Consider the following 15291-nt stretch of genomic DNA (forward strand, 5'->3'; position numbering starts at 1 on the left):
TCGTGCCGGGCGCCTGGTCGGGGTTCGAGCTCGCAGTGCGCGCGATCGTCGGCCAGCAGGTGAGCGTGAAGGCGGCGACGACGATCGTCGGCCGGCTCGTCCAGCGGGCCGGCGAGCGCGTCGTGCACGACGACGGCATGTCGACGCCGGACGGCGCGCCGGCCTGGCGTTTCCCGACGCCGGACGCGCTCGCCTCGTGCGATCTGGAGAAGATCGGGATGCCCGGCAAGCGAGCCGCGGCGCTGACGGGCATGGCACGCGCGGTGGCGGCCGGCCACGTGCCGCTCGATCCCGCGCAGGCCGACCTCGGGACATTGCGCCGCGCGTGGCTCGATCTGCCCGGCATCGGCCCGTGGACCGTCGAATACATCGCGATGCGTGCGTGGCGCGACCCCGACGCGTGGCCGGCGTCCGATCTGGTGCTGATGCAGTCGATCACCGCGCGCGATCCGTCGCTCGACCGGCTCGCGAGCCAGAAGCACCGTACCGAAGGCTGGCGGCCGTGGCGCGCGTATGCGGCGCTTCATCTGTGGAACGACGTGGCGGACCGGGCCGGCGGCGCGCGCGGCGGATGACGGTCGCGGTGGCCGGCCCGCGGGACGACCGGGCAACGCCGCGATGCAACCCGCGGTGGGCGCAGGTCCGGCAGCGATCGGTCGGTCGTCCTCACGGTTGCGACGGCCGATGGCGATCAAGCCGCTACGCCGCCTGTCGCCGCCGGCGTACGGTCGACCGAGGCTCGACGATATCGCACGGCGCGTTCGGCGGCGCGGGTTGCACCTGTCGGCGCTGCTGCACGCACCGTTCGAGCCATTCAAGCCGTTCGCATTCCGTCCGACGAATTTCACGTGATCGCCGCGTCCGGCGGTGCCGACGGCACTCGGACGCGCACGCTGCGATCGTCGCCATCGGCCCGCCCGGCGGCCCGCTGCGGCGGGCGCGCACCGCCCTGCGCCACCTCAAGCGCGTGTTTCGGCGAGATGTTAAAGTGCCCGCTACCAACGAAGCGACCAATAATCCAGCCGGCCGCGCGCGGCGTTCCGCGCGCGTCCGTCACGCACTTGCGTCTCCATGTCGAACACCATGACTCACCGCCAGTCCGAACTGCTGCTGAATCGTCTCGAAGCGCTGAGCTCGGGCCCGACGCGGCAGCATCTGCCCGACGGCCTGCGCGGCATCGAAAAGGAAAGCCTGCGCGTGACGCGCGACGGGATGATCGCGTTTACGCCGCATCCGCGCGCGCTGGGCTCGGCCCTCACGCATCCGTCATTGACGACCGACTATTCCGAAGCGCTGATCGAACTGATCACGCCGGCGGAACCCGACGCGTCGCTCACGCTCGAACGCCTCGACGATCTGCACCGCTATGTGTACGCGTCGCTCGGCGACGAGATGCTGTGGAACGAATCGATGCCGGGCCTGTTGCCGGCCGACGATGAAATCCCGATCGCCGACTACGGCACGTCGAACATCGGCCGCCTGAAGACGGTGTACCGCCGCGGCCTCGCGCATCGCTACGGCCGCACGATGCAATGCATCGCCGGCATCCACTACAACTACTCGCTGCACGAGGAAGTGTGGCGGCGCCTGCACGCGGACGAAGGCTCGACGGCCACGCTCGTCGACTACCAGTCGGAGCGCTATCTCGCGCAGATCCGCAACTTCCGCCGTCGCAGCTGGCTGCTGATGTACCTGTTCGGCGCATCGCCCGCGCTCGACACGAGATTCCTGCGCGGCAAGCCGCACAAGCTCGACGCGTTCGATGCCGACACGCTGTACCGGCCGTATGCGACGAGCCTGCGGATGAGCGACCTCGGTTACTCGAACACGACCGCGCAGGCCGCGCTGCACGTCGACTACAACACCCTGTCCGGCTATCTCGACGCGCTGTCGACGGCCGTGAGCGAGCCGTATCCGCCGTACGAGGCGATCGGCACGCATCGCGACGGCGAATGGATCCAGATCAACACGAACGTGCTGCAGATCGAGAACGAGTTCTATTCGACGATCCGTCCGAAGCGCATCACGTATTCGGGCGAGCGTCCGCTGCATGCGCTCGCGTCGCGCGGCGTGCAGTACATCGAAGTGCGCTGCCTCGACATCGATCCGTTCGAGCCGACCGGCATCGCGCTCGAGACCGCCCGCTTCATCGACGCGTTCCTGCTCGCGTGTGCGCTCGACGAGAGCCCCGCGCTCGACTGCGACGCGTACAAGGAAGCGAATGCGAACTTCGCCAGCGTGACGATGGACGGGCGCAAGCCGGGGCTCACGCTGATGCGCGACGGCCAGCCGGTCACGCTGCAGGCATGGGCGGACGACCTGATGGCCGATATCGAAACCGTCGGGCGCCGTCTCGACGAGATCCGCGGCGGCGACGAGCATGCGCGTGCGATCGCCGCGCAGCGCGAGAAGCTTGCCGATCCGGAGCGCACGCCGTCGGCGCGCGTGCTGCGCGAGATGCGCGAGAACGGGCAGTCGTTCCTCGCGTTCGCGCTCGCGCACAGCGAAGCGCATGCCGCGCATTTCCATGCGAACCCGCCGTCGGCGGAGACGATGCGCGCCGAGCAGGCGCTCGCGGCGAAGTCGCTGGCCGAGCAGGCCGAGCTGGAAGCGAAGGAGGCCGGATCATTCGACGCGTTCGTCGCGGCCTATCGCGCGTATACGCTGAACCGCTTCAGCGTTTGATGGCAGCAACCCGCTGCGCGTCGCGCGGCGGGTAGCCGGCTGCGGGCCGGCTGGTCGCGTGTTCACGCGAGCCGCCCGGTTCACCCGCTTCAATGATGCGCGTACGTGTCGCGATCGACCACGTGCGGCAGCGCCGGCTTCCCCGATTCCACGTTCGCATGGCCGTCGCTGCCGTAGCCGGCCGCGTCGCCGCGCGCCTGGGCGGCACGCTGCATGATCGCCTGCATGTTTTGCGGAAAGTCGGGACTGCTGGCGAGACTCGTCCGGTAGCCGGCGGCCTGCAATTCCACGAGTTCCTGGCGAACTTCCGCACGCGTCAATGTCGACGCGGCGTGGGCCTGGGCGGCGACAGCCGAGCCGATCAGCAGCAACGTGCAGGCCGCAAGTTTCATGGTTTTCATCGTGTTTGCTCCGTGAGGTTTCCGGCGCCGCGCCGTCGTCGGCACGGGCGGAATCGATGCGGCCAGTCTAGGCTTCGGACGCCAAACGAAACACCCCGCCCGCCATCAGTCACCTTTGCCGGTTGAGCAACATTGCGCCGGCGGCTTGCTGGCGCACGTGTCAGCGGGCCGCCGGCTGCCAGTCAGCGTGCGGGGGAAGCCGTGTATCGGCGCCGCGCGCATCGGGCTTGCCCTCCTTGTACAAGCGCGATGCGCCTCCTAACCTTTTTTAAGCGACCGATCGGTCGGCGCCGCGGCATGGTTGCATGCGCAAGCGTCGGGCGACCTTCGCCGCCGTGAAACGCGCGTTTGATACGGGGGCGGGGTGTGCGCGGGCGCCAGGGCGCCAACTTCGGTCGACCGCGAAGCATGGGATGGGAGCGAGCGCGAAAGCGCTAACTCCTGCCGACCGCGAAGCATGGGACGGGAGCAAGCGCTAAAGCGCCAACTCCCGTCGACCGCGAAGCATGGGATAGGAGTAAGCGCTGAAGCGCTAACTCCTATCGACACGGAGACACGAGACACGATGAATCCCACCGCAGCCCTGCCGCCCGGCATCCTGTTCGCGCAGCCGTTGACGCCCGTCGCCAACTCGCTGCTCCTGTCGTTCCTCGTCGCGGTGATCCCGATCGCGGTCGCGCTGATCGCGCTCGGCGTGCTGCGCCGGCCGGCGTGGCAGGCGTCGCTGGCCGGGCTCGTCGCCGGCCTCGCGGTCGCGATCGGTGCGTGGGGCATGCCGGTCGGCCTCGCGTTCAACGCGGTCGGCGCCGGCATGGCGCTCGCGCTCGTGCCGGTGATGTGGATCGTGTTCAACGCCTTGCTGCTGTACAACATCGCGGTGAAGTCGGGCCGCTTCGACCAGTTCCGGCAGTGGATGCTCGACAACCTGCCCGACGACCGCCGCCTCGTGCTGCTCGTCGTCGCGTTCTCGTTCGGCTGTCTGCTCGAAGGGATCTCCGGCTTCGGCACGCCCGTCGCGATCACCAGCGCGCTGCTGATCGCGCTCGGCTTCCCCGCGCTCGAAGCGCTCACCTACACGCTGCTGTTCAACACGGCCCCGGTCGCGTTCGGCGCGCTCGGCGTGCCGATCACCGTGCTCGGCGCGGTCACGTCGCTGCCGCCCGCGACGCTCGGCGCGATGGTCGGCCGGCAACTGCCGTTCTTCGCGCTGCTGCTGCCGTTCTACGTGGTCGGTGCATACGGCGGCATGCGCTCGATCGCGAAGCTGTGGCCCGCGCTGCTCGTGTCGGGTGCCAGCTTCGCGATCGCGCAGTTCGTCACGTCGAACTTCCTCGGCTACCAGCTCACCGACGTGCTGTCCTCACTCACGTCGCTGATCGTCACGATCGGCTTCCTGCAAGTGTGGAAGCCGCAGCCCGATCCGCAGTACGCGCTCGCGCGCAGCGTGCCGGCCACGGCCGGCGCCGCGCGCGCGGGCTTCGGCGGCTGGCTGCCGTGGCTCGTCGTGTCGGTGGTCGTGATCGTCTGGGTGCACGCGAACATCGCGGCGATCGGCGACGTGAAGATCAAGTGGCCGGGCCTGCACAACGCGGTGTTCGTGTCGCTGTACCACAAGCCGTATGCGGCGATCTGGGACTTCCAGCCGCTCGGCACCGGCACCGCGATCCTCCTTTCGGCGATCATCACGGCCGTGCTGACGCGCACCGGCGTGGGCGCGTTCTTCGAATGCGTGGTCAAGACGTGGCGGCAAACGTGGATCGCGATCGTCACGGTGATGATGATCGTCGGGCTCGCGTACCTGCTGAACTACTCGGGGATCAGCTACACGCTCGGCACCGGCGTCGCGTCGACCGGCGCGTTGTTCCCGCTCGTGTCGGCGTCGCTCGGCTGGATCGCGGTGTTCCTGTCCGGCAGCGACACGTCCGGCAATGCGCTGTTCGGCAACCTGCAGGTCGTCGCCGCCCGCCAGCTCGGCTTCGATCCGGTGCTGATGGCCGCGACCAACTCGTCGGGCGGCGTGATGGGCAAGATGATCTCGCCGCAGAACATCGCGACGGGCGTGTCGACGACCGACCTGAAAGGGCAGGAAGGTGTCGTGTTCGCGCGCACCTTCTGGCACAGCGTGATCCTCACGCTGCTGCTCGGCGTGCTGGTGTTCCTGCAGCAGCACGTGCTGACGTGGATGATCCCCGCGCTGCCGAAGTAGCGCGCGGCGGGAAGCAACAACGAAGGCACGAGGACGACCACGAGGGAAGGCGCGGGAAAAGCGCCGGAAAGGGCAGGGGCGACGGGAAATACGCGAAACCGGTGAACGCGCGGCGGCTCAGCGCGCGTTCACCTGCCGCGCCGCGCGTGTCGCGTCGTGCGTGGCGGGCTGCGCCCGCAGGATGCACGCGAGGAACGCATCGATCGCGGGGCTCTGGCGGCGCGCCTTCAGGTAGTACACGTATTCGTCGATCGTCGTGTCGACGCCCCGCAGCGCGACGACGCGCAGGTCCGGATGGCGCTCAGCCTCGCCGCGTGGAAACAGGCTCCCGCCCACGCCATGCAGGATTGCCTCGCGGATCGCTTCGCGGCTGCCGATCTCGGCGACCGACGAGGCCGCGACGCCAGCCGCCGCGAGGATCGTCTCCGTGCAGCGGCGCGTGACCGATCCTTCCTCGCGCATCAGCAGCCGCACATCGGCGAGCTGCGCGGCGTCGATCGCGTCGAAGCGCGCGAGCGGATGGTCGCGATGCACGACGAGCACGAGCGGATCGGTGGAGATCACCCTGCGTTCGAGGCCGTCCGCGTCATTACGCTGCGACGACACCGCGAGGTCGATGCGGAATTCCTGCAGCGCCTGCAGGATTTCCTCGGAATTGCCGATCCGGCACGTGAGCGCGATCGACGGATGCGCATGCGAGAACCGGCCGACCGCGTCCATGATGTAGTACGGCCCCGTCGCGCCGATCCGCAGATGGCCTTCGAACAGGCCGCCGACGTTGCGCAGCATGATGTCGGCCTGCGCCTCGAGCGCGATCATCTTCTCGACGAGCGGCAGCAGCTCGATCCCGGTCTCGGTGACCTCGAGCTTGCGGCCGCTGCGGTAGAACAGCTCGACGCCGTACAACTGCTCGACCTGCCGGATCTGCGCGGCGATCGTCGGCTGGCTCACGCCCAGATGGCGCGCGGCGCGCGTGATGCTGCCCTGCCTGACGGTCGCGTGGAACGCCTTCAGCTGATCGAACACGACTCGGCTTCTCCCCCCTCTTCATCGCGCGTCAGCGTAGCGTACGCATGTGTCGGCCGGATGAAAGGCGCGTCGTGCGCCGCTTCGAAAAAAAGCTGGGGGTGAGCGCAAGAAACCTGTTGGAACCGGTCACGGCCGGGACATGCCGGTGCGGACTAATAGCGGCAACGCACGACCGCCGGCCCCGCTCGACCGGCGCCACCCTTACCGACCCACAGGATCCTCTTCATGTCCGCCAACAATCGACGCGATTTCCTGCGCCTCGCCGCCCAGTCGGCCGGCGCGATGGCCGCCTACGCCGGCTTTCCGCCCGCGATCCGCAAGGCACTGGCCACGCCGGCCGCGTATCGCACCGGCACGATTCGCGACGTCGAACACGTCGTGATCTTCATGCAGGAAAACCGCTCGTTCGACCACTACTTCGGCGGGCTGCGCGGCGTGCGCGGCTTCAACGACCCGCGTCCGCACCTGCTGCCGAGCGGTGCGCCGGTGTGGCAGCAGCCGCCGGCGTCGGTGTTCACGAAGAACTACCATTCGCGCGGACTCGACCCGGCCGCGCCGTACGTGCTGCCGTTCTACCTCGATCCGAAGCAGACGACCGAATTCCAGCCGGGCACCAACCACGGCTGGAGCAGCGGCCACCTGTCCTGGAACAACGGCCAGTGGGACCAGTGGGTGAACCAGAAGCAGGACGTGCTGACGATGGGCTACCTGAAGCGTCAGGACCTCACGTATCACTACGCGCTCGCCGACGCGTTCACGATCTGCGACTCGTACTTCTGCTCCGCGCACGCGGACACGGCGCCGAACCGCATCTACCTGTGGACCGGCACGATCGACCCGCGCAACATCTACGGCAACCAGCCGAACGGCCCTGGCATCGGCGAGCGCAACAACGTGAACGGCTACACGTGGACGACCTACGCCGAACGCCTCGAGGACGCGAAGATCAGCTGGAAGGTGTACCAGGGCGGCACCGGCATTCCGGGCGATCCGACCGACAACTACACCGACAATTCGCTGATGTTCTTCAAGCGCTTCCAGGTGAAGGAAGGCGCGAGCGGCCCGCTGGTCGACAAGGGCGCGTCGGACCACACGCTCGCCGAGCTGAAGGCCGACGTGCAGGCGAACCGGCTGCCGCAGGTATCGTGGATCGTGTCGCCGTACAAGTACAGCGAGCACCCGCAGGCGTCGCCGACCGACGGCGCGTTCTACATCAACATGGTGCTCGAGGCGCTGACGTCGAACCCCGAGGTGTGGGCGAAGACGGTGTTCATCCTCAACTACGACGAGAACGACGGGCTGTTCGACCACGTCGTGCCGCCGGTGCCGCCGGTCACGAGCGGCGTGGGCGGCCAGGGCATCGTGTCGTCGAACCTGCTGTCGAACCTCGGCGACGAACTGCTCGACCTGAACAAGTACCCGGGCGAGATGAGCCCGCTGGTGCCGGGCGCGGACCCGGGCGGCCTCCAGCCGATCGGCCTCGGGCCGCGCGTGCCGCTGATCATCATCTCGCCGTGGACGAAGGGCGGCTGGGTCTGCTCGGAGACGTTCGATCACACGTCGGTGCTGCGTTTCCTCGAAGCGCGTTTCGGCGTGAAGGAGCCGAACATCAGCGCGTGGCGCCGGTCGGTCTGCGGCGACCTCACGTCGGCGTTCGATTTCTCCGCGCGCCCCGATACGCGCACGGTGAGCTTCACGGTGCCGCAGCACATCGCCGCCGCCGGCCACGCGTACCAGGTGCCCGCGCAGCAGTCGATGCCGGCGCAGGAGCCCGGCACGCGTCCGGCGCGCGCGCTGCCGTACGAGCTGTTCGTGCATGCCCGCGTGAACGGCCGCGACGACAGCGTGTCGCTCGATTTCGCGAACTCGGGTGACGCAGGCGCCGCGTTCTACGTGTACGACCGCCGCAATCCGGCGACGCCGCCGCGCCGCTACGCGGTGTCCTCGCACGACCGCTTCGCCGATACCTGGAGCACGTCGGCCGCGCGCGGCGACTACCATCTCGCCGCCTATGGCCCGAACGGCTATCTGTGCGAGTTCCAGGGCAACACGCGGCTGGCCGCGGACGGCAGCCACGCGAACCCGGAAGCGAAGATCGGCTACGACGTGCGCAATCGCCACGTGTACCTGCAGTTGCGCAACAGCGGCCGCGCGGCGTGCCGTGTGGTCGTCGACAACGCGTACAGCCATGCGCATGCGCGCACCTACACGCTGGAGCCGGGCGCGCGCATCGAGGATCACTTCGAGCTGTCGTCGAGCCATGGTTGGTACGATCTGACGATCACCGCGACGACGCTGCGCGGCGGCGACGACAAGGTCGTGCGCCGCTTCGCGGGCCACGTCGAGACGGGCCGGCCGAGCCAGAGCGACCCGGGGCCGGTGAAGCAGACGGTCTGACGGCGGGCTAACATCGCGCGGTCCGGCGTATTCATGCCGGCCGCGCGATTGGTTTTTGGAAACTGAAAACTGTTGACAATATCTCGGGCCGAGGGTATACAGGGATCATTCGCCGATATGGCGCCTTCGTTCTCACCCGCAGCTTCGCTGCCTGCCCGATCATGATCGCCCCGAACGCACTCAACGCCATCGAACTCCTGCAAAGCCAGTCGCTCGCGATGATCGTGCAGGACATGCTTGAGCGCGCGATCGTGTCCGGCGAATACGCCCCGGGCGAGAAGCTCAACGAAGTCGATATCGCGACCAAGCTGAACGTGTCACGCGGCCCAGTGCGCGAAGCGTTCCGCGCGCTCGAGCAGGCCGGGCTGCTGCGCAACGAGAAGAACCGCGGCGTGACGGTGCGGGTCGTGCCGCTGCGCGAGGCCGAGGAAATCTACGAAGTGCGTGCGATGCTCGACGAGTCGGTCGCGCGTGCGCTCGCGAAGCGCATTTCGCCCGACACGCTGAAGGTGCTGAAGGGCATCATCCAGTCGATGAAGGACGCCGCGAAGACGCACGACGTCACGCGCTACACCGAGCTGAACGTGCAGTTCCACGACGCGATGGTGGTCGGCGTCGGCAATACGCACCTCACCGATACCTATCGCCGGCTCGTGCGCCAGCTCGGGCTTCTGCGCCAGGCCGCGATCGAGGCGGAAGAGGATGCCATCGCGGTGTCCGCGGCCGAGCACGACAAGATCGTGCAGGCGCTCGCGAGCGGCGACGAGGAGAAGGCGGTCGCGCTCGTGCGCGAGCACGTCGCGCACGGCCTCGCGCGGATGCGCCGCACGCACGAGCAGGGGCTGCCCGCGACGGGCAAGGCGGCGCGCGAGAAAGCCGAGCGCGTGTAACGCGGCTGTACAGGCCGCCGCACCCAAAGCAAAGGGACGCTTCGCAGCGTCCCTTTTTTCTTGCGCGTCGCGTCATCGCATCGGCGCGGCGTGACGCCGACGCTTCGTCACGCCTTGTCCGCCTTCCCCGCCGCGCTCGCGAATTTCGCGAGCCACGTGTCGACGATCGCAGGCCGCCGGCTCTCGTCTTCCGCACGCTCCTTGCGGCGGATTGCATTGCGCACCACGTGCGCACCGACATAGCGGATCGGCTCCGGCGGGAAATGGCCGAGCGGGCCGCGCGCGATCGGGCTGCGCGTCCACGCGTTGTCGAGGCCGAGCACCAGCGACGACAGGATCTGCCCGCCCATGTAGGTCGGCCCGACGCCGTTGCCCGAATAGCCGAAGCCGTAGAACACGTTCGGCGCGTCGTCGAGGCGGCCGAAGAACGGGAAGCCCGTCACCGAGCGGTCCGACGGGCCGTTCCAGCTCGCAGTCACTGGCACGCCCGCGAGCGACGGGAAGAAGTCGCGCAGGCTCCGCGTGAGCTGCGCCTCGTACGGCGAGCGCCGGTCGAACACCGGCGCGATGCGGCTGCGCCAGGAGAACGTATTGCCGCCCTTGCCGAGCATCAGCCGACCGTCGGCCGTCGTGCGGTAGTAGTACACGAAGATCCGCGAATCGAGCACCGACACGCCGTCCACGAGCCCGGTCTTCTCGAGCAGTTCCGGGCATTTCTCGGTGATGACCATGTCGCTCGACACGACTGCGATCGTGCGTTCGAACTGCGGGAAGCGGCTCGCCATCCACGCGTTGATCGCAAAGACCAGCTTGCCCGCCCGCACGATGCCCGACGGTGTGTGCACGACGGCTGGCTGCCCCGGCGTGAAGTCGACGAGCGGCGTGCGCTCGTGGATCCGGATCCCCATGTCGAGCGCGACGCGGCGCAGCCCGCGCACGAGCTTGCCCGGATGCACGGTCGCGGCGATCGGCGAGTACACGCCGTCGAGATTGCGGGCGGAGCCCGAGCGGCGCGCGACTTCGGCGGCCGGCAACGGTTCGTAGCTGTGGATGCCGCGCGCGGCGAGCGCGTCGAGCACCGGCGCGAGCGTGCCGATCTGTGCGCGCGACGTCGCCGTGTACAGCGTGCCGTCGAGCCGCAGCTCGGCATCGATGCGATGCGCGCGGCAGAAGTCGGCGATGTGCTGGACGGCCGCCTCCGACGCCTTCACGAGCCGGATCGCTTCCGCTTCGCCGAACAGCCGGCGCAGCGTCAGGAATTTCGCGGACCACGTGAGCAGGCACCCGCCGTTGCGTCCGCTCGCGCCGGCGCCGCACAGGTCGGCCTCCAGTATCGCGATGTCGAGCGCCGGGTTCTGCTGCTTCGCCTGGATCGCGGTCCAGAGCCCGGTGAAGCCGCCGCCGACGATACAGACGTCGGCCTGCGTCGCGCCCTGCAGCGCGGGGGCGAGGTCGCCGTCGTTGAACAGTGCTTGTTCGATCCAGAAGGGTCGCATCGGGTGTCGTGCCGGTAAGAGTCGGGTTGCCGTGCCGCGCACGGCGGGAAAACGAAAGCGAAACCGCCGCACGGCGGCGCGCGGCGGTGCGCCACGCGCCGCGATGCGGCCGGGTGCGTCGCGTCAGGCCGACGCTTCGGCGGACACGCGGCGCACGCCCATCGCCTTCAGCGTGTCGGCGATCGCGGCGACCGCGCCCGGAATGCCGGCTTCGCCGAAGTGGCCGATGCAGCCGACGCGGAACGTGTCGACTTCGGTCAGCTTGCCCGGATACAGAATGTAGCCGCGCTTTTTGACCTCCTGATAAAACCGCTTGAAGTCGTAGTTCGGATCGTCCGGCGCGTGGAACGTGACGATGATCGGCGCCTGGATCGCCGGATCGAGGAACGGCCGGAAGCCGAGCGCGAGCATGCCGTCGATCAGCGCGCGATAGTTGCGCTGGTAGCGGCCGCCGCGCGCGGCGAGCCCGCCTTCGTCGACGTATTGCGCGACGGCCGCGTCGAGCGCCGCGACCACGTGCGTCGGCGGCGTGAAGCGCCATTGCGTCGTGCGCTGCATGTACACCCACTGGTCGTACAGATCCATCGCGAGCGAGTGGCTGTTGCCTTCGCAGCGTTCGAGCGCGGTGCGCTTCGCGATCACGAAGCCGAGCCCCGGCACGCCTTCGAGACACTTGCCGGACGCCGCGATCACCGCGTCGAATGGCGTCGTGCGCGCGTCGATGTCAATCGCGCCGAACGAGCTCATCGCGTCGACGATCAGCCCGCGGCCATGCTTCGCGACGACCTGCGCGATGTCGTGCAGCGGGTTCAGCACGCCGGCGCCCGTTTCGCAGTGCACGAGCGCGACGTGCGTGATGGCCGGATCGCTGATGAGTGCCCGTTCGACGTCGGCCGGATCGACGCGACGGTCCTCGCTGTAGTCGATCGTCGTGAGCGCGCGGCCGAGCACGCGGCAGATCTTCGCGAGCCGCGCGCAGTACGCGCCGTTGTTCGGCACGAGCACGTGGCCGTCGCGCGGCACGAGCGTGCCGATCGCCGCCTCGACCGAGAAGGTGCCGCTGCCCTGCAGCGGCACGCATTCGTGCGTGCCTTCGGCGTGCACGATCTGCAGCAGGCGTTCGCGCAGCCGCGCGGTGATCGCGTTGAAGTCGCTGTCCCACGAACCCCAGTCGCGCAGCATCGCGTCGCGCGTGCGGTCGGAGGTGGTCAGCGGGCCGGGGGTGAGCAGGATCGGCTGGGGGGCGAGCGTCATGGTGTCTCCTGGGTGAAGTCGGGACGTCACGTGAATGCGGCTAAGGGATCAACGGTGATGCGGGGTGCGCCACGCTTGCGTGCGGCGCAACAGGCGGTGCGAAATGCAGGCGAACAGCACGCAGGCGAACGACGAGGTCGCGAGCACGAGCGTCGCCATCGCGGCGGCCGGGCCCATCTGGCCGGCGTCGTCGAGGTTCAGGATCGCGACGGAGGCGGGCTGCGTGTCCGGTGAGTACAGGAACGCGACGGCGGAGACCGTCGTCATCCCGTTGACGAACAGGTAGCGCGCGATCAGCAGGATCGCGGGCAGGCACACGGGCACGGTGACGCGCATGAAGGTCTTGTAGAACGGCACCTTCAGCGACGCCGACACGGCCTCGAACTCGCTGTCGATCTGCCGCAGCGCGGTGACGGCGGTGAGGTGGCTCGACGCGTAGTAGTGGACCACGGTCACGATCGCGAGCAGCCACAGTGACCCGTACAGCCCGTTCAGCGGATTGCCGGGCGCGTTGAACAGGAAGATGTAGCTGATGCCGAGCACGAGGCCCGGCACGCCCATCGGCAGGATCGCGCACAGTGCGATGAAGCCGCGCAGCCAGCGCGCGCCGCGGGTCTTCTCGATCAGGTAGGCGCCGCCGAACACGACGATCGTGCCGCCGAGCGCGACGGTCGCGGCCATCCGCAGGCTGTTCTTGTAGGCGTCGAAGATGCCGGCGCCGATCAGTCCCATCTTGTAGTGCTGCAGCCCGAGGCTCATCTGGTACGGCCAGAACTTCACGAACGACGCGAACACCGAGATGCCGACCACCGAGATGAAGAACGCGCACACGAGCGCGCAGTACGCGAGCATCGCGGCGTCGAAACCGCGCGACGGTTTCGGCTGGTACGGCGTCGAGCGCGCGCCGAGCTGCGACTGCTGGCGACGGCGGATGAAGAAGTCGACGCCGAACGCGACGAGGGCCGGGCACAGCAGCATCAGGCTCACGACCGCGCTGCGGTTGAAGTCCTGCAGCCCGATGATCAGCTTGTAGATGTCGGTCGACAGCACGTTGTACGAGCCGCCGATCACCACCGGCACGCCGAAGTCGTTGATGCACATCGTGAACGCCACCATCGTCGCGCTGATCAGCCCGTACTTCGCGCCGGGCAGCGTGATCGTGAAGAACTTGCGCGTGCGGCTCGTGCCCATCGCGTCGGCGGCCTCGTAGAGCCGGCCGTCCGCGAGCGACAGCGCGGTGACGAGGATCATCAGCACGTGCGGGAACGAGGCGTACACCATGCTCGCGACGATCCCCGGCAGCCCGTAGATCGAATGGCCGTGCAGCAGCGGCTTGAGCAGCCCCGCGTTGCCGAACCAGTAGATGAACGACACGGCGGACAGCAGCGTCGGCGCGAGCAGCGGCAACAAGGCGATCGTGCGCGCGGCGTTCTTCAGCGGCATGCACGAGCGCGTCAGCGCATACGCGAACGTGAACGCCATCGGCACCACGATCGACGTGACGAGCGCGCCGACCGTCAGCGAATGGAGCATCGAGCGCAGCACGCCGGTGTCCTCGAGATAGTCGACGAAGTTGTGCGCGCCGACGAAATGGCCGTCCGCATCGACGAAGCATTTCTGCACGACGAGCGCGAGCGGCAGCAGCAGGAACAGCGACATCAGCGCGGCCATCGCGACGAGCGCGAACTGCGCGAGGCGGTCGTGCCAGTGCGTGATCTGCCGCACGTCGGCGGGGGCGGCCGCGCCGCGGCGGCGTTCGGTGAGGACGGTGCTCATTGCAGTCGCTCCTTCGCGCTCGGGAACACGCGGACATGCTCGCGATCGAGCGCGAGGTCGATGCGCGCGCCGGCCTGCACGCCGGTGCGGTCGACGTCGTGATACGACAGGTCGGCGACGATCTCCTGACCGTCGAGCCCGTCGATCCGGAAGCTCACGCGGCAGAACGCGCCGAGGAACTCGAGCTTCTCGACGCGGCCGGCCAGCACGTTGTCGGCTGCTTCGCCCGGAATGCGGATGCGCAGGTCCTCGGGTCGCACGTAGACCGACACGGCCGCGCCCTGGGCCGGCCGGGTGGTGCCGTGGCGGCAGTCGAAGCCGACGCCGCCCGCGCGCAGCGTGCCGTCCTGGGCGACTTCGGCGGGAATCGTGTTGACGCGGCCGATGAAGTCGGCCACGAACGGCGACGCGGGCTGCCGGTAGATTTCGAGCGGCGTGCCGATCTGTTCGATCACGCCGTGGTTCATCACGACGATCCGGTCGGCCATCGACAAGGCTTCTTCCTGGTCGTGCGTGACCATGATCGTCGTCACGCCGAGCCGCTGCTGCAGCGCGCGGATTTCCTGGCGCAGCCGCACGCGCACGCGTGCATCGAGCGCGGACAGCGGCTCGTCGAGCAGCAGCAGGCCGGGCGACGTCGCGAGTGCGCGGGCCAGCGCGATGCGCTGCTGCTGACCGCCGGACAATTGACCTGGATGCTTGCGGTGGCTGTCGGGCAGGCCGACCAGCGCGAGCAGCGTATGCACGCGCGCGTGGATCTCGTCGCGCTTCATCCGGCGGTTCACGAGCCCGTACGCGACGTTGTCGTAGACGGTGAGGTTCGGGAACAGCGCGTACGACTGGAACACGATGCCGTAGTCGCGCAATTGCGGCGGCAGCCGCGAGATGTCGCGGCCGTCCTGCGTGATGTGGCCGGCGCTTTGCGCCTCGAGCCCCGCGATGATCCGCAGCAGCGTGGTTTTCCCGCAGCCGGACGGCCCGAGGAAGCAGATCATCTCGCCCTTCATCACGCTCAGGTTGATGTCGGTGAGGACCTGTGTGTCGTTGTACCGCTTTTCGATGCGTTCTACGCTCAGATAGGGTGCCATGCACGCCTCCACGCTGCGGGCGGCCCGCACGCGGGCCGGATACGACGATGGGAAGGGAGGCGGGGCGGC

General features: G+C 68.5%; 11 protein-coding genes and 1 pseudogene. 5 read left to right on the plus strand and 7 right to left on the minus strand.

Annotation, left to right across the window (positions count from 1 at the left end; genetic code table 11):
* Nucleotides 1-575: pseudogene (locus F3J14_RS19750) on the plus strand (DNA-3-methyladenine glycosylase 2 family protein); the annotation flags it as partial.
* A gap of 269 nt (nucleotides 576-844) precedes the next feature.
* On the opposite strand, the gene F3J14_RS19755 reads toward F3J14_RS19750, so the two are convergent.
* A complete protein-coding gene (locus F3J14_RS19755; protein ID WP_166724450.1) occupies nucleotides 845-1057 on the minus strand; it encodes a hypothetical protein in 213 nt (70 codons plus the stop codon).
* Between the two features lie 14 nt (nucleotides 1058-1071).
* Between F3J14_RS19755 and gshA the strand changes: the two genes are divergently transcribed.
* Nucleotides 1072-2685, plus strand: coding sequence for a glutamate--cysteine ligase (gene gshA, locus F3J14_RS19760; protein WP_166724451.1), 1614 nt, complete (start codon nucleotides 1072-1074; stop codon nucleotides 2683-2685).
* A gap of 89 nt (nucleotides 2686-2774) precedes the next feature.
* Here the strand turns inward: gshA and F3J14_RS19765 are convergent, their stop codons facing one another.
* Nucleotides 2775-3086, minus strand: a complete 312-nt coding sequence (locus tag F3J14_RS19765; RefSeq protein WP_166724452.1) for a DUF4148 domain-containing protein — start codon at nucleotides 3084-3086, stop codon at nucleotides 2775-2777.
* A 565-nt stretch (nucleotides 3087-3651) separates the two neighbouring features.
* Between F3J14_RS19765 and F3J14_RS19770 the strand changes: the two genes are divergently transcribed.
* On the plus strand, nucleotides 3652-5292 hold the full coding sequence (locus F3J14_RS19770) for an L-lactate permease (RefSeq protein WP_166724453.1): 1641 nt from the start codon (nucleotides 3652-3654) through the stop codon (nucleotides 5290-5292).
* A 117-nt stretch (nucleotides 5293-5409) separates the two neighbouring features.
* Here the strand turns inward: F3J14_RS19770 and F3J14_RS19775 are convergent, their stop codons facing one another.
* Nucleotides 5410-6318, minus strand: a complete 909-nt coding sequence (locus tag F3J14_RS19775) for a LysR family transcriptional regulator (RefSeq protein WP_166724454.1) — start codon at nucleotides 6316-6318, stop codon at nucleotides 5410-5412.
* Between the two features lie 228 nt (nucleotides 6319-6546).
* Between F3J14_RS19775 and F3J14_RS19780 the strand changes: the two genes are divergently transcribed.
* Together F3J14_RS19780 and F3J14_RS19785 are read left to right on the plus strand one after the other, a co-directional pair.
* Nucleotides 6547-8718 (plus strand): phospholipase C, phosphocholine-specific, encoded by a 2172-nt coding sequence (locus tag F3J14_RS19780; RefSeq protein WP_166724455.1) that lies wholly within the window; start codon nucleotides 6547-6549, stop codon nucleotides 8716-8718.
* A gap of 161 nt (nucleotides 8719-8879) precedes the next feature.
* Nucleotides 8880-9608 carry a phosphonate utilization associated transcriptional regulator gene (locus tag F3J14_RS19785; protein WP_166724456.1) on the plus strand — a complete coding sequence of 243 codons (729 nt, stop codon included), beginning with the start codon at nucleotides 8880-8882 and terminating at the stop codon, nucleotides 9606-9608.
* 107 nt (nucleotides 9609-9715) lie between these two features.
* Here the strand turns inward: F3J14_RS19785 and F3J14_RS19790 are convergent, their stop codons facing one another.
* The 4 genes from F3J14_RS19790 to F3J14_RS19805 all read right to left on the minus strand — a co-directional run bounded on the left by F3J14_RS19790 (nucleotide 9716) and on the right by F3J14_RS19805 (nucleotide 15222).
* Nucleotides 9716-11104 (minus strand): FAD-dependent oxidoreductase, encoded by a 1389-nt coding sequence (locus F3J14_RS19790; RefSeq protein WP_166724457.1) that lies wholly within the window; start codon nucleotides 11102-11104, stop codon nucleotides 9716-9718.
* 123 nt (nucleotides 11105-11227) lie between these two features.
* Complete coding sequence (locus F3J14_RS19795) at nucleotides 11228-12358, minus strand: 2-aminoethylphosphonate--pyruvate transaminase (RefSeq protein ID WP_166724458.1); 1131 nt, start codon at nucleotides 12356-12358, stop codon at nucleotides 11228-11230.
* A gap of 48 nt (nucleotides 12359-12406) precedes the next feature.
* Nucleotides 12407-14134 (minus strand): putative 2-aminoethylphosphonate ABC transporter permease subunit, encoded by a 1728-nt coding sequence (locus F3J14_RS19800; RefSeq protein ID WP_166724459.1) that lies wholly within the window; start codon nucleotides 14132-14134, stop codon nucleotides 12407-12409.
* Nucleotides 14131-15222 carry a putative 2-aminoethylphosphonate ABC transporter ATP-binding protein gene (locus tag F3J14_RS19805; protein ID WP_166724460.1) on the minus strand — a complete coding sequence of 364 codons (1092 nt, stop codon included), beginning with the start codon at nucleotides 15220-15222 and terminating at the stop codon, nucleotides 14131-14133. The genes F3J14_RS19800 and F3J14_RS19805 overlap by 4 nt, the downstream gene beginning before the upstream one ends.
* Between the last annotated feature and the right edge of the window lie 69 nt (nucleotides 15223-15291).

This window comes from Burkholderia sp. Tr-862 (genome assembly GCF_011753085.1).
Classification (GTDB): Bacteria; Pseudomonadota; Gammaproteobacteria; order Burkholderiales; family Burkholderiaceae; genus Burkholderia; species Burkholderia ambifaria.

Coding starts and splice junctions, on each gene's coding strand:
- F3J14_RS19785 (WP_166724456.1), top strand. CDS start 8,880: ATGATCGCCCCGAACGCACTCAACGCCATCGAACTCCTGCAAAGCCAG.
- F3J14_RS19780 (WP_166724455.1), top strand. CDS start 6,547: ATGTCCGCCAACAATCGACGCGATTTCCTGCGCCTCGCCGCCCAGTCG.
- F3J14_RS19765 (WP_166724452.1), bottom strand. CDS start 3,086: ATGAAAACCATGAAACTTGCGGCCTGCACGTTGCTGCTGATCGGCTCG.
- F3J14_RS19805 (WP_166724460.1), bottom strand. CDS start 15,222: ATGGCACCCTATCTGAGCGTAGAACGCATCGAAAAGCGGTACAACGAC.
- F3J14_RS19795 (WP_166724458.1), bottom strand. CDS start 12,358: ATGACGCTCGCCCCCCAGCCGATCCTGCTCACCCCCGGCCCGCTGACC.
- F3J14_RS19770 (WP_166724453.1), top strand. CDS start 3,652: ATGAATCCCACCGCAGCCCTGCCGCCCGGCATCCTGTTCGCGCAGCCG.
- F3J14_RS19800 (WP_166724459.1), bottom strand. CDS start 14,134: ATGAGCACCGTCCTCACCGAACGCCGCCGCGGCGCGGCCGCCCCCGCC.
- gshA (WP_166724451.1), top strand. CDS start 1,072: ATGTCGAACACCATGACTCACCGCCAGTCCGAACTGCTGCTGAATCGT.
- F3J14_RS19790 (WP_166724457.1), bottom strand. CDS start 11,104: ATGCGACCCTTCTGGATCGAACAAGCACTGTTCAACGACGGCGACCTC.